Origin of the sequence: Mucilaginibacter pocheonensis, from assembly GCF_031456535.1 — a bacterium.
In the GTDB taxonomy this organism is placed as follows: domain Bacteria; phylum Bacteroidota; class Bacteroidia; order Sphingobacteriales; family Sphingobacteriaceae; genus Mucilaginibacter; species Mucilaginibacter pocheonensis.
The window spans coordinates 99,529-115,076 of record NZ_JAVDUU010000003.1 but is presented as its reverse complement, the minus strand read 5'-3'; the positions used below and the strand labels follow the sequence as shown (position 1 = coordinate 115,076).

The 15,548-nt window shown below is 41.1% G+C and carries 10 protein-coding genes; 1 reads left to right on the top strand and 9 read right to left on the bottom strand.

Annotated elements, in window-relative coordinates; all coding sequences use genetic code 11:
• Positions 1-78: 78 nt before the first annotated feature.
• From J2W55_RS13895 to rhaM, 4 genes are all read right to left on the bottom strand, one after another.
• Entirely contained in the window at positions 79-2,943 is a 2,865-nt protein-coding gene (locus tag J2W55_RS13895) for a glycosyl hydrolase (protein WP_310096566.1), read from the bottom strand.
• Positions 2,944-2,953: 10 nt separating this feature from the next.
• On the bottom strand, positions 2,954-4,183 hold the full coding sequence (locus J2W55_RS13890) for an oligogalacturonate lyase family protein (protein ID WP_310096565.1): 1,230 nt from the start codon (positions 4,181-4,183) through the stop codon (positions 2,954-2,956).
• Between the two features lie 325 nt (positions 4,184-4,508).
• Complete coding sequence (locus tag J2W55_RS13885; protein WP_310096564.1) at positions 4,509-8,267, bottom strand: DUF4450 domain-containing protein; 3,759 nt, start codon at positions 8,265-8,267, stop codon at positions 4,509-4,511.
• Positions 8,268-8,279: 12 nt separating this feature from the next.
• Positions 8,280-8,594, bottom strand: coding sequence for an L-rhamnose mutarotase (gene rhaM, locus J2W55_RS13880; protein WP_310096563.1), 315 nt, complete (start codon positions 8,592-8,594; stop codon positions 8,280-8,282).
• 193 nt (positions 8,595-8,787) lie between these two features.
• On the opposite strand from rhaM, the gene J2W55_RS13875 reads away from it, so the two are divergent.
• Positions 8,788-9,822 (top strand): GntR family transcriptional regulator, encoded by a 1,035-nt coding sequence (locus J2W55_RS13875; RefSeq protein ID WP_310096562.1) that lies wholly within the window; start codon positions 8,788-8,790, stop codon positions 9,820-9,822.
• Between the two features lie 3 nt (positions 9,823-9,825).
• On the opposite strand, the gene J2W55_RS13870 is transcribed toward J2W55_RS13875, so the two are convergent.
• From J2W55_RS13870 to J2W55_RS13850, 5 genes are all read right to left on the bottom strand, one after another.
• On the bottom strand, positions 9,826-10,836 hold the full coding sequence (locus tag J2W55_RS13870; protein ID WP_310096561.1) for a GntR family transcriptional regulator: 1,011 nt from the start codon (positions 10,834-10,836) through the stop codon (positions 9,826-9,828).
• Between the two features lie 264 nt (positions 10,837-11,100).
• Entirely contained in the window at positions 11,101-12,042 is a 942-nt protein-coding gene (locus tag J2W55_RS13865; protein WP_310096560.1) for a glycerophosphodiester phosphodiesterase family protein, read from the bottom strand.
• Positions 12,043-12,056: 14 nt separating this feature from the next.
• Positions 12,057-12,650, bottom strand: a complete 594-nt coding sequence (locus J2W55_RS13860; protein WP_310096559.1) for a histidine phosphatase family protein — start codon at positions 12,648-12,650, stop codon at positions 12,057-12,059.
• Positions 12,643-14,097: an FGGY-family carbohydrate kinase gene (locus J2W55_RS13855; protein ID WP_310096558.1), complete on the bottom strand. Its 1,455-nt coding sequence runs from the start codon at positions 14,095-14,097 to the stop codon at positions 12,643-12,645. The genes J2W55_RS13860 and J2W55_RS13855 overlap by 8 nt, the downstream gene beginning before the upstream one ends.
• Positions 14,097-15,545, bottom strand: coding sequence for an FGGY-family carbohydrate kinase (locus J2W55_RS13850; RefSeq protein ID WP_310096557.1), 1,449 nt, complete (start codon positions 15,543-15,545; stop codon positions 14,097-14,099). The genes J2W55_RS13855 and J2W55_RS13850 overlap by 1 nt, the downstream gene beginning before the upstream one ends.
• Positions 15,546-15,548: the final 3 nt, after the last annotated feature.

Genomic DNA, 15,548 nt, shown 5'->3' with positions numbered 1-15,548 from the left:
CATCCTGTAGCGTCCTGCCTGATAGCGCTTATTGCCCAGGGAAAACGACCGTGTGGATCGTTTTTCCCTGGGTACATATTATTTTACTTTCAAATATTTAATTGCGCTCAGGGTTACCGGCCCAACTAAGCCAGATAGCTTTGGAACCCAGTTTATAGCGGTAAAAAGGCCGTCGGGGCCCTTTGAACCCGCACTATGAGATTGAAAATTGGTATTGTAAAATATCCGGTAAGGAATATTTTTTTTATCCATATCTATAATACGGTTCACCATTAAATTAGCCACTTTCACCTGCAATTCATTCACTGTCCTTAACTGTCCCGATAGTATGGTAACTGTATATTGCGGCCCGATAAGTGTTGCAAGCTTATTACCATTAAGATACACTTCGGCATTTTCATATACCTTACCCAGATCAAGTTGCCAGGCCATTGCAGCCTGCTTAGGCTTTTTAAACCTGATGGTATAACTACCGGTACCCGAAAAAGCTTTAAGTTCTTCTCCGGCTAAATCTGTCCATGATTTAAGCTCATTTAAGTAAAGTGTTTTAGGCAACGTTGGGCCTCCTTCGGTAAACTGAACCGCCCAATTTCCTTTTATTTCTACGGGTTTGCCTGTGAGCTGGTAATAGGTGTAATTAGCAGCATTTATTTTTAACGGAGAAGTTTGTAAAATACAACTTTCACCAGGATGCAATTGCAGGAACACAAGGGTTTGTCCATCTGTCTGTTTGTGACTTTTAGCCAGTCCATATTTTTTGGTCATGGGATTAAAGATCACTACTGAGGCGGCATCAACTGATAGATTTACCCAACCATCAACTGACTTTTCGCTTTGGTTAGCAACAAAGTAACTGTTACCGGTTTTGTAGGTTCTGCGCACAAATTGCAGGCCGGCATCTGTCATGCTTTCTCTCCTAACACCCGCCGCATTCAGCAAAGCACTCATATTTTCGGCAATTAAAACTCGTCCTTTGCCGGTTACAGCAGTTTGTACGCCGTTGCTACCCTTTGTAAAGCTAAGTGTGGCCAGTAAATCCTTTAGTTTCTTTCGCCGTTCGTTTAAACGTGCGTATCCAGGTACATCATTTGGCATATTTTTATAGACAATGGCTGTTGCACCCAAGCGTGCCATATCCATTAACTTATTAAAAGTTTCAATCGGAATGTACTCGCAATCAGGCAGCAATATGGTTTTATAATTATTGCCACCTGTGGTTATAACATTACCGTTAGATTGCAGTGCCCATATTTGTTTGTCAGATATAAAATCAAACGTGTATCCCTTTTTCAGCATTTCTTCTGTAGAAAGTTCAAAGCCTGTACCTTTAAAATCGGGTTTCATAGCGTCATAATGCTTGAGCAACCCATTCTTACCTGATTCTGAAAAGCTATCAAACAGTGGATAATAAACTAAGACATCGTTATTTGGCCTACCCTGCTGAAGGAACGATTGGCAGTTGGTTATGTATTGATTAAGTGTTGAAAAATCATTCCAGAACGGATTGGTCTGATTAAAATGTACTGCAGCATAAAACAACCAGCCAGGCCATTTTGCATCTTTGGGTGAATAGCTGATGCCATGGTAAAAAATATGATTAACACCGCCTATAAAGTATTTGTCGATAGCCTGTTTAACATCTCCCAATGATGATAAAAAATGATCATTAAGCCAGGTTGCAGACTCTGACGAGGCCAGTGGTTTATTCATAACGTGTGCTGCGGAGGTGGCGAATTTAAATCTCAAAATATCATCCCCTTCTGTTTCGGGGATGTCAATAGCTGCATAAAGATCTAATATATTTGATGGCGACCCGTGTGATTGATTGCGGATTAAAGCGCCTTTTGCTTTGGCCCATTCATGCCATGGCTTGGTGAAATTATCTAATAGCAGATCAGATATGGTTTGCCGGTAATCACACAGTATCCTGGCATTGATCTCTTTATCATCATTTCCAAACAAGGCAGGTAAATGCTCGCGAAGATCATAACCACGGCGCTTAAAAAATTCCTCAAAAAAACCAGGGGTTAAATTCGATTGACCCCGCGCATCATCTACCTCATAAGAATCATTAAAATAGGCCCTTATCGTGCTCACATTCTGATCTTTGAAAGCTTCATCAAACCGGTTCAGATAATGTTCAAGGGCTGGTTTTGAAAAATGATCAATAACATATCCTTCGCCGCCGGGTGCGGCACGTTCAACCATTTTGCCATGCCATCCCTGGAAAAGCGCGTACAGTTTCCAGTTACCTGCAGGCGCTGTCCAATTCAGTTTGCCGTCAGCATCCACTTTGTCAGTTAGGTTAAGCGTTTTTCCTTTATCATCATAAGCCATTAAAGTTATCAGGGGAATACGCTTTTCAAATCGTACCTGATCAAGTGCCATCAGCTGGAGGTTTTTATTACTGCTGATGGGTTCAACCAAATCGGTGATCTTTGGCGCTACCCCATCGGCCCTCACTAATGGTTGTTGTATAAAAACAACAGGTTCGGTTAGTTTATCCCCACCTTTTAGCTCGTAATTTTTCCAGAACAATTCCTTACTTGCATCCTCGTTGCTTACCCATGGCCCGCCAAACGGCCAGCCGGTTGCATTGGCCAGGTCAATACCCATATTTAAACGCTTCGCTTCCTGAAGAGTATATTTAAGCATGTCAACCCATTGGGGCGATAAATACTGTATAAACTCGTTTTCGCGCCCTTTAACACCATAAATAGGTGTTATTTCCATACCACCTAAACCGGCCTTGTGGTAGCTTTCCATATTCCAGGTAAGGTCTTTTTTATTTACTGCACTGCCCTCCCACCACCACCGGGCCCAGGGTTTGGTTTGCTTAGTAGTTGCGGGCCAGCCAACTTGCGCTGAAACGGTTTGCGAACCAATTAAAAGGAAAAGGACAAATACCGCTGCTATTCTTAAATTATTTTTGTTTAATGACATTCCGAATTGTTTATTGGTGTTTGGCTACTTCTACAGCGTAAATCCCTTCTCTGCCTTCAAAATTGGCTCTGAATATAACCCATTTTTCATCCGGCGAGAAATGGACATTGGGTTCAAGATGATAATTGTGATTTTTCATATTGACCAATTTTTCCGACTTGAAGTGATCACCATCTGGTTTAAACAGATAAATCCACATACCATCAGGTGCCTTAGCTACCTGCCCGGCATTTCCGCCGTCGCCGGCAAAGGTTTGTTCATCCTTAGTAACGTTAAAATGGATTGACCATTCGTTACGATCCATTTGATAAACCCGGTCCTCTTTTCCTGTTTTCATATTAATTCCGGCCAGGAAAAAGGTCTGCCCTTTCGGTTTCTGCAAATCAAACCACTCTGTATTTCCAAGCGGCGAAAAAAATTCATGCCCGGCAATTTCGTTTACCATGGTTCGTTTATGCAACAGTTTATTTTCCCCGGTTTTTATATTGATATTCCATATGCGGTCGACTTTTTCCCAGGGACCTTCGTGGCAATAAGACAGATTATACGGGTCTGTTGGTGAAAAAAGCAAATGGTTTGTCCATTCATTTTCCTGGCGTATTTGTTTTAATGTTTTGTATTTAACATCAAGCACATAAAGCGTATGTTGTATATGAGCGTCATATATCCGGTTAAAGAAGTCATGTTTTTCGGGGTACTTAGCCAGTATTTCGCGTTCCTCATCTCCGGTTGCTTTTACACAGGCCATAAAAGTGCCGTCTGCATTTATGGTACCTACCCTACCTTTAAAATCCGGAGCGAACGCATAAATAAACCTCGTTTTATGGGTGTTCACATTTACAGCAAAAATACTGTCGCCGCTTTGATAAAAAGCTTCATGGGTTTTAGCGCAAACCATTTCACCTGATACTTTTTGGCGGTTGGTCAACTGTTCTGTCTTTTGCGTTTTCAAATTAACTGTAAAAAGCTGCATGCCTTTTTCCGTTTTTCCATAAAATACCATCAGGTCACCTTCGCTCTTTTGTTGCGAAACAAATGGAGTGTTGTTAAAGTAAAAACTCGCGTTGTCGCCTTCACGGTTTACCAGGCGAACTACCTTATGGCCGGTGACTTTATCTATCCATTGGGCAGGCATTGGCTTGGTGCCACCTGTTTCCATTACATTCTGGGCCATAATGGCGCTGAGGTTTGCCTGTAAAAAGGCAATTGTCATCAAAGTAAGGTGTTTTCTAAAACTCATTGTTATTGTATTTACTCGGTTTGCGCATGACTATCATTAGTAAATGACCCTTTCTGAAACTCATTAGCTGGCTTAACACTCCATAAACCCGCATTTTACCTTATGCGAGCAATGTTAGCGGCAGGGCTGGCATCAAACAAATGCAAAAAAAGACAACAAAATTCCGAAAGGTAATTTGATCATAGCAGACAGTATTATTGGGTTGGTTGGCCAAACGAGGCCAGGTTTACAATAAATTAAAGTTATAGCTTGTTTAAGCAAGGCGCATCCTGCACCGTCCTGATCAGGAGGTAAAGTATTGTAACAAATTCATCACGCTAATTATCTACTCACGTATCAAGGTGACCGCCATCAGTCCAATTACTACATCATTAGCCAGTGTTTTTAACTGAAGGCTCTTAAGCGGCTTCTTACTGTCAAGCGGCATATCCAGCACAATGCCCGCCCCGCCATCAATGGCTTTGTTACTAAATCCCTTAATAGTTGTATATGTTTTATAGTCGGTAGTCACCTCACCGGTTTTAAAGTACACCCGCAATGGTTTAACGGCACCGGTTTTAAAAGCAAAATCATCATAATCATCATCTTGCTCAATAGGCCACCAGTTTTCGGGATTTTTGATATTTAAGGTAGTTTGTGTTCCATCCTGGTAAGTAACAATCACTTTTGCATTGGTAATACGGGTTTGCATAGGGTTAGTTGAGCCCGCCATAAGCAAATAAGCATGTATTGCCCTACCTGATAGTGGAATTGTTGTTTCGCCTGGGTAGTTATCCCACCGCGAGGTGAAGAGAATATTTTGGCTATCATCAACAGGTGTAGCAAAAGTTATTTGGTTGGGCAGTTTAAAAAGCCCATTACCTTTGCCAGCCAGGCGTTTCAAACCGCTGTCATCAATGTTCGCTGTAACAAGCGGGTATGCCCAGTTGCCTATGCCCTGCCATGGCAATTGTAATGTAGGTGATTTTGGCCTGGGCGAAAGATATTTATTTTTAAAGATTTGGGTAAGCCTGTCATTAAAATACACTTTCAGATCAACATGATCTGATTTACCCTGAATTAAGCCGTTTGAATTCCAGCTTATTAACGCGGTGTCAACAATATATTTGCCATCGGACATAAGGACGTGATTGCTACCTGGAATAAGATAATTACCTGGAACAGTAAAAATTGCAGGCTGCCCTTTATGCCTGATCACAAGACTTTTTCGATAGGCCGTTCGCAACTCAGGGTTAATAACCACCGATATAGCTTTTGCGCCGTTATTACTGGTCACTTTAAATTGAGATAAATTACCGGCCCGCTGTGTATCAGCCGTTATAGTTATTGGAGCTACAATATTTAAATTAACGGGATGCCACCAGGTAAAGCTTCCTTGCTTTAGCTTTAAAAAAAAGGTATGGTTACCATATGTATTTGCCATTGTAGCCTTTATATGGTTGTTTGAGATAAAAGAACCATATAATACATGCTGCGGATCGTTAACCTCAATAACCCTGGCCTTATTATAAGTTTTTTTAAATACACTTTTAACCACAACCCTGTTTACAGGTTCTACTGGCTCGGGCTTTTGTGTACCCCAGGTTATTTTGAATTGATAAACTTTCTGTGCTCCGGCCACGATTTGCAATAAAGGCTCCCCAACAACATTTTTAACAGCGGTCCATTTAACCGGCTTGTTATTTAAAGTAACCGAAGTTATAGAAACAGACCTTGCTGTAACCTGCAATTTCAAATTATACAATTTGTTGAAAGATGGCTTTATTGTATAGTTATCCACTTGCCCCTGTCGCCTAAAATAAAACTTAACGTCAGGTACCAATAGTGAAGCATGATTCCATAACTCTGGTAAACCCGGCTTTATGGTTAATGTGTCCGTAAGCAGATTAGGGCGGATGCCAAACAACCCTTCCACCAATGAACGGGCGGCCATTCCTATAGGATCGGCAAAATCCCGGTACAACTCTCCCCTATGCGTATCATAAAATGAGATCTGCTGAAAATTGCCAGGGCTGCTTCCCAGGTACATACTCTCCAGAATGGTACTTTTCCACAGCTTAAAAGCATCCTGCGACCTGTTACCTTGCCAATAGGCCAATGCTGTATGCAGGTTTTCGGCCATTGCCACATTGTTCAACGACCAATCATACGGCAGCCAGTTGGTGGTTGATAGCAGGTAATTATTTCCTGATAATCCCTTTGCAATAATCGGAATATGCGGTATTTGGGTATCTATATATCTTAACGTCTGGTAAGCTTGCAAGGCATTGGGTATATCGGAGTCAATGGCATGGTAAACGGTCCACAACCCGGCCGACGGGTGTAATAAATGTAAACCCAGCAAATCCTGATATTCGGCATAACTCCCAGTGCCCGGCATCCACAATGTTTTATTTATTGCTGTTAATATTTTATCAGCTTCCTGTTGGTATGGTTGCGGATCTTTACCTATCAACGCCGCCAAATATGCTGCCATTTTATTGGCTTTATAATTATAAGCGGATGAATGGGTTACGCCACCTCCACTATACTGAAGAGCATCGCTTGCCCATATAGCACAGTACGCATCATATAAACCATCTCCATCAGTATCAAAGTTCCGCTTTTCCCAGGCCAGGTGTCTTTCGATAACCGGCCACATTTTTTTCACCTCATCCAAACTTCCTGTCCATTTAAAATGATTAAGCAATTCATCTATATAGGCTAAATTCATATCATAATGATGCGGGCGGATATCACCACCGGGATTTCGGCTGATATAACCACTGCTAAACATAGCTGTGCCCAGCTTTTCCTGTTGACGGGCCAGATGCAAGGCCGTATCGGCTACAACAGGACCGTTTGCCGGTTCAGTAACTTGCGATAAAGCATAACTGCTAAAATGCGACCATGCCCGGTCATGCCAGCCCAGAGGGTCGGCCACGTACGGACCCCGCCAGGCCGGCAGGCGCATGCGCCAGGCTACTGCACCGTGCATATATGACGGGCTTTGCCAAACGCCATCGGCGGCTATGCTCAGCGCACCGCCAACTGTATTTATGTAATGGTCAGGTGTATGAATGATAACCCTGGAAGCTATTTTTTTTTGGGCGTCTTCAGCTTCATTAAATAATTTTTCGGGACTGGATCCCGCAATAGATCGCCCATTTTGGATGACCCAATACATGTTTTTACCGCCATGATTTACCGCTAATCCGGCTATAGCCGGATTAGCCACAGCTTTTGAGTTAAGCATTACAAACGGCGTAGCTTGTTCACGCGCATCAGCTAAATGAATGTTTGAGGATGGAGGAAAAATACCATACAGCACATTTTTTCCGCATACTTCTGTATTCTTTTCATTTGATTTTACCTGGTCATTTTCATAGCGTACGGCTTCGTTCATACTTTTTCCGCGGAAATTGAGGGTAAAGTTGCCATCCGTGAACCGAAAATCGTTCCCTTTACAATAATCGGGCTGCATATAAAAAACTGATTCAGGATCAGCGCCTATATCACCGTCCCTTGAAAACTTTTTACCTGTAGCGCCTCCAAATGCCCAAAATAACTTAAGCTGTTTGTTGTCATTTAAAAGTCGGGCTTTCACCAAAATATTTTCGGCCGAAGCACCGGCCAGCACTTCAATATGAAGCAGGGCTGTTTTCCCCAGCAAATCGTCCTTAATAGTATAGATCATAGCGCCCGGCCTATACCGGGCTTCAATAAACCGGGCATTGATAAGCCATTTACTTTCACTCCCCTTTATGAGGCCAAATTTTAGATTGCCTCCCATGCCCGGCAAATAAAGGGCGAACTCCGGCAAATCGCCGGCCTCTACCCTAAAAGCAGTATGGGTGCCATAAAGTGCCCTGTTAAAGCGGTGTTTGCCATTTATTATAACAAAATCATTCCCATCAGGATGATAGCGTATGCTCCTGCTTTTATTATGCCATGATTGCGAAGCGGGTTGTGCGTACGCGTTGAAATCAAATAGTAGTAACAGTCCGCCAACAAAAAAGATAAACCAGAAAAATTTGCTAATGGCCTTGAAATAACGGCTTGAAATTAAAACTTCAGGCGTTGATATATTGGTAAAGCCAGCCATATTGCAGGGTTACTATGGTAAATAAAAGAGCTCTTTCAGCGGTGCACTTGCTGGCGAATGATCTGAATTGGTTTCCATTATATCCGCCATATAGGCCCACCACTGTTGTATGAGGGCTTGCTGTGGTAGCGAATCGAGCAGCAACCTATCGTTTATTGTTAAAACACCAAACAGGCTATTGGTTTCTTCATCTAAAAATATTGAATAATCGCTTATTTCTGCGTTTTTCAGCAGCGCAACAAGCTCGGGCCATATTTCGTCATGCCGTTTTTTGTACTCCTGCTCAAAGCCGGGAAAAAGCTTCATTTTGAACGCTATCCTTTCCATAAAAACAATAAAAGAGGTTAAAATTGGTTATTAGCTACAAGTGACTTTTTAATTAAAGCCCTGCACTTTTGCCAAAGTAAGCTTGCTTTATGAAATAACCATCCTGTAGTATCATGATTACCTTGTAAAAGTTACATTAGCCTTGTTAAGTTTACCTTAAATTTAACAGACATACTTATTTTAATAAATACGCATGAAATCCTCCCGTTTTTTTGAATACATATATATTGACTATTATTCGGCTACACCCAAATATATTCAGTTAGCTAATTCAATTATTAAAAGCGTGCGCGAGGGTAAGTTACTGATCAACGAAACACTCCCCTCGATCAATGAACTGAATCTTAATTTTGAGATATCACGGGATACAGCCGAAAAAGCGTATAAACACCTTAAGTCTATTGGTTTGTTAGGATCTGTGCCGGGCAAGGGATACTACATTAAACACACTGCAGCCGACCAGCAGTTTAAGGTTTTTTTAATATTTAACAAGCTTAGCACCCATAAAAAACTTGTGTATGATGCCATTGTTGACGGCCTTGGCCATGAAGCAGCAATAGATTTTTACATATATAACAACGATTTTGAATTTTTTAAAAAGCTGCTTCAAAACCGGAGCAATAACGATTATACGCATTTTGTAATTTTACCCCATTTTATGGATGGCGGCGAAAATGTGCACGACATTATTAATACATTACCTAAAGAGAAACTTATCATACTCGACAAACTTGTTCCGGGTGTAAAGGGGGATTTTGCAGCGGTGTATGAGAATTTTGAAAAGGATATTTCAAAGGCCCTGGAAGAAGCCCTTCCCCAACTTATGAAATACCACACATTAAAAATTATATTTCCCGAATACACGTATTTCCCGGGCGAAATACTAAAAGGTTTTTTTAGCTTTTGTATACAGTATGCCTTCACTTATAAAGTAGTTCATGATATACAGCAGGAGCCAATAAATGAAGGAGAGGTTTTTATTAACCTGATGGAGAACGACCTGGTTGTTTTAATTGAGCGGATATTAGCCACCAAATTGCAAATTGGTAAAGATATTGGTGTTATATCGTATAATGAAACGCCGTTAAAAAAAATAATTTTGAATGGATTAACAACTATATCAACAGATTTTGAGAAAATGGGCCAGTTGACAGCCCAGATTATCAAGAACGGAACTCCGGCCCGCTATGAAGTACCTTTTTATTTAACCCTGCGCGCTTCCCTGTAGCATTTACAACGATTTTCTGATAATAATCTTAAACTCATTTTTTATAATTGCCGGCTTGGTTTGCAGTATCAACTCCGCCGTTTTACGTCCCATGCCCTCAAAGTCAGTTGAAATCACTGTAATATCCAACAGCTCTTTGAAAACTGTTTCATTGAAGGAAATGATGCCGATGTCCCGTCCCAATTTATTCCCGGTAATTCTAACACCTTTGATCAGATCTGCCAAATCATGTTCGGTAAGAACAATATAAACGGCCCCCTTTGTAAGTTCATTGACATTAACCGTAGTGATAATTTCAAATACTCTGTTATTCTCGAGACAAAATTGCTGTACACCATCTTTAATTTCTGGTGGATGATTACGGTCAGCAGGGTAAACAACTATCACTTTCTTATACTTCGCTATGCGATCGGCAACCACATTCAGCGCATCATAAATATCACTTTTGAAATCCTGGTATACAGACGACCATTTATCCAGTTTCGGAATGTCCCTATCCAGCAATATCAATTGATTTGTTGGAATTTTTTTTAAGATATTTAAATAGTCCTGTTCATTAGCATAATCAAAAAAATGAGGCATTACCACATAATAATGATATGCTCCTATATTGGCTTCTATACTTTCTTCAAGGAGTGCAGGATTATAATGATGAATGTGCAGGTCAACCTTTGCCTTGTCACCAAGGGTATGAACAATTGCATCATAAACAACTTTTTTATATGAACTTAGTTTATTAAAAATCAGTAATACCCGAATCCTTACGTCGGTTTTGCCAATTACAAAATATCCCTTACCCGAAACAGAATGAATATAACCGTCCTGTTTTAGTTGGATATATGCTTTTTCTATGGTATCACGGGCAACTTTATATTGCTTGCTGTAAGCGTTTATTGATAAAAGTCTATCGTTTTTACGGTAGATCCCTTTATCGATATCTTTTTTTATGGAATTGGCTATTTGCTGCACCAATGACTTCATTTCATCATAGTTTGTCCTTTCCGTTTTCAGCATATTTTTAAATACCATTTCATTACTATTCGATTTAGGGATGCTCAGGCAATTTAAGAAGGTACCTGATAAACATAGCATTGGCAAGCAACATTACATAAATTTATAGTAATATTCCAAAAATCCGCAAAGTATTATCCTTAAATGGAAAAGCCAAACTATTGGTGGCTAATCATCAATTCATGTTTTTTGGTTATAGCCGGGCACAAGTATTGAAGATGATCAAATTAACTTTAGCAAACAAGGGCAAAATAATTTACCTAACAATTATAGCCTGACCTTTCCCCAAAACCTTTTTTGTAAACCCGATTTTGGCATAATTGATTTTATGGCCGTCGCCACCTCAATAGGCAGGTCAGATTCAAGAATATCAGCACCCATAGTAAATGTTTCACGGTAATGGGCGGCACGTTCAGCAGGGTCTTTTAGCTTGTCATAGGATGGAGCTGCAGAAATCATACACATTACTCCTTTCGAGTGCAAAAGGTCAAGCAATTCTTTATTTTCAGGCTTATTGGTCGGGCCGATATAAGCTATCATGTTTTTCCAGGGGACCCCGGCCTTTTCGTACGTATAAAAAGCTGCCTTTGTTAACACAAAGGCCGACATCATATTTTTAGGATTATTATCATAATAGAACCGGGCCTGCTGCGCGTTGTGGACAGTCAGCATAACTTCATCATTTTTGCATTCTTTTAATAACATTGCAGTCATTTCAAGCGGCACGTCCTTATGGTCAAGATTTAAAACGGTTTTGCCCTTACTCCACAATATTACATCCTTAAGGGTTGGTATTTTATAGTTCGTAACATTTCCCTGAGGATCTTTTAACCTGAATTGCTGTAACTCCTGAAAAGTGTAATCAGAAACCTTGCCTTTGCCGGTTGTTGTACGATCAAGCGTTTCGTCGTGCATTAAAACGATCACGCTATCTTTAGTTAACCTCGGATCTATCTCAAAAAAAGCTGGCGTATATTTAAGTGTATTTTCAAAAGTGGCAATGCAGTTTTCCGGATATCCGATAGTTGTTCCTCCGCGGTGACCACTGATGACCGGCATATCATTACCGGTATGTTTAAAGTATTGTTGAAACTCCTGAGTATTTTTAAATTGAAGTGCGTTTATTTCCCTTTGCGCTTTCGAAATTTTTGCTGTAGCGGTTAATAGCAGGAAGGATAGAATTACTTTAGATAATGATAACCCGTTCATGGTAGTAAAATAGTTTAGGCGTTTAATTTTTTTAAGGTGATTTCACCGGTTTCGTCCAGCTCAAAAAAAGTGATCGCAGAATTCTCCTGAAATACCCTTCTATAGTTTTTTAATTCCATACTCAATTTATAGGCCATGTACAAACGGTTTATCCCGTTGTGTGCCACCACCACGATGGTACGGTTCGCATGTTTCTGCAACATTTCATTAAAAAAAGCATCCACCCTTTCAATAACCTGAGCTCCGGTTTCGCCTGTGCCGCCAGCTTTCGCACTTGCCGGATCATTCATCCATGCCGCCCACAAGTGTGGATCTTCGGCTATAAACTCTTCCTTTGTTTTACCTTCCCAGGTACCAAAATCAACTTCAATAATGCGCTGATCTGTTTGTACTTGTTTGCTTCCGGTAGCTATCCCCGCCGTAATACTGGCCCTGCTTAAAGGAGATGAATAAACTGCATCAAATTTTTCATTTCTTAGTTGACGAAATACGTTTTTAGCTTGTTCTATTCCTTTATTGGTCAGTTCGGCGTCTGTTCGGCCACAGTAGCGGTTGCCATCGGCATTATAGGTGGTTTCACCGTGCCTTAATAGGTAAACTTTAAGCATCAGCCTCTTCTTTAATATAATTTTTTTGCTTTAAAACCTCAATAAATCTGTGGTAGTCGGTGTCATATTGTTCTGCCAGCGCCTTTTCAGGATGGATCTCTTTTTCAATTAAAGCCATATGTTTAACAGCCTCCGTTAACGAGCCGTAGTATGTTTTTGAAGTGGCCAAAATAGCGGCACCTACCGCTCCAGATACGTGTTTCATTTTATAAACCGGCTTATTGAGCACATTGCTTCTGATTTTGAGCCAGGTATCGCTGTTGCTTGCTCCTCCTGCTGTATAAATAGCATTTACTTCTTCGCCCGATAATTCCTCTATCATTTCATAGGCATACCTTTCCAGGTAGGCAACACCTTCCATATTTGCAGCAAACCGCTCTGCTTTTGTTAGCCCTTCGGGTTCAAAACCCCTTGCCTGTGGCGCCGAAAACGGAAAACGTTCACCCTCCTGCCGCAGCGGGTAAGCTATATGATGCGTTGGAATAAGGCCGCGTGCCCGCTCGTTTAAATTAACCAGATCGTCACCAAATTCATTGGTAACCCAATCTGCCCCGGTGTTGCTGGCGCCACCGGGCATCCAATAACCTTCGGGGTGCCTGTGACTATATAAACGGCCGTATGGGTCAGGTACTTCATTTAAAGTTACTCCTTTTATTACCATAGTGGTGCCAATAGTTGTATTCCACTCGCCAGGGTTTATAGCTCCTGACGCTATTTGCGAAGCGCAACCATCCGTTATACCCACCGTAATTTTAACTGTTTCGGGCAGACCAAGCTTCTCTGCTATATTTTTTGCGATAGTACCAATCACTGTTCCTGACGGCACAACGTTGGGAAGCCACTCTTTTTTTAACGATAGTTGGGTATGTAAATATTCAGGCCATTCATACTTACTAACGTCATAACCTGATTTAAAAGCATTTGTGTAATCGGTAATACCCCAAACGTTACTCAACATACCGGTAACAAAATCGGCCGCGTGTATCCATTTAGCAATTTTAGCCGCTTTCTCGGGATACGTTTCCTGAAACCATACCATTTTAGGCAACCCACTCGAAAAGTTAAAAGCGGTATAACCCCTGTTATGAAATTTCACCGCGGCGGCTGTGCATTTTTCTGCCTGATGAACAGATCGTTTATCACTGTACATAATGGCATTGTGCAAAGGCTGGTTATTTCCATCTAAAGGAATAACCGTGCCGGATGTAGAAGTTACCGTAATAGCTTTTATGTTATGAGCAATAGTTTTCCCCCCCGCGCTCTGCAGTAAAGCAGACAATGAGTGGTAACAAGCACTCCACCATTCTTCTGGCGATTGTTCTTCTCTTGACTGATCATTCAACGGAAATATTTGCTCTGCCGACGAAACGATCGTTCCTTTTGCGTCAGCCAAAACAACTCTTGCTCCTTGCGTTCCAATATCTATCCCTATAAAATATGATGCCATCAACTCAATATTTCTTTAAATGATGAACGGGTCTTTTTCCATTCACTATACAATAACTTGTAATGAGCTCTTTCCGCCGGTTCCACAACTTCAAGGGTTACCGCAGGCGGCTGTTTCTTTTCAAGCGCTTTGTTACATATTAAAACACCTCCCACCACCGAAGACTGGCGGTAACTGTTACGGATCATTACTTTTTTATTTAAAAGCGCTGCTATAAACTGCCGTAAAGTGTGGCTCTGAACCCCACCCCCACATGCCCATATATAATCCTGCTCATGAGCGCTTACATTATTTAATGTTTTATAATTTTCGCATATACTACAGGCTATGTCCCAAAGCGTAGCCCAAACAAAACTGGCGCGTGTTAACTGATGTGATACAGGAGCATCAAAAATAAACCCGCCCTTTGTTAACGGAGCTTTTTCATCGGCCAGCAAAGACCCAAGTGATGCTATACATTGAAAACTGTTTACTTCTGACAATTCCTGTTCAATAACCGCGTAGTCTTCATTGGGATAAAAAATTTCTTTTAACCGCTGATAGTTTAAACCTGTTACACCAGCATTGGCCTCAAACATGAAGCTATCCGCATCAGTGTGCCTGCCTGTCCATGTACGTTCTTTTTCATCAATAACGTATTGACTGGTAAGTTTTATAATAGGTGTTGTTGTTCCTGATACAATTACTACGTCATTAGTTTCGGGACAGGTACTCATAATAGCCAGTTGGGTATCACTGCCACCAACTATTATCCTGGCATCGGCAGGTATACCCAAATTTACCGCCTGCTCATTGGTGATGGTTCCCAGGATTGTTCCTGAATGAATAAGAGGAGGTAATATTAACACGTCTATATCAAAAACATCGCAAAGATCTGCAGACCAGCGTTTCTTTTCTACATCATACAATAGAGTTTCCGATGCCTGGGAATGTTCATAATGAACAACTCCACTCAACATGTATTCTATCCAATCGCTGATACTTAGGAAAGTAGAAAAGTCATTCCATATATCTTTCCTTCTTTCACGGATTCCTGCAATTTTCATAGCAGAAAAAAGCGATGTGGGATAACGCCCGGTTAGGCGATAAACGTAGCTTTTGTCACCAATCATATTCTCCCACTCCCTGCCCCGGTGATCAATATTGGGCAAACCTATCTGCGATTTGCCATTTTTGTCAAGCAGCACAATTCCTTCACGCTGACTGGTTGCTGTAAGCGCGAGAATATGTACATCACCTGCCTGGGCCAAGGCCTTTTTTGTGAGGCCTGAAACTTGCTCCCAAAGCTGCTGCGGGTCAAAATACAGTGCTTCAGGATAATTATTATCTTTATGATACACGATATTTTCACGGTCGATACCAAGTATGTCACCTGTAACTGTCGCCACTGCAACACGCACATTACCAGTACCTATATCAATTACAATATATGCTTCCTTAGATGTCATTCC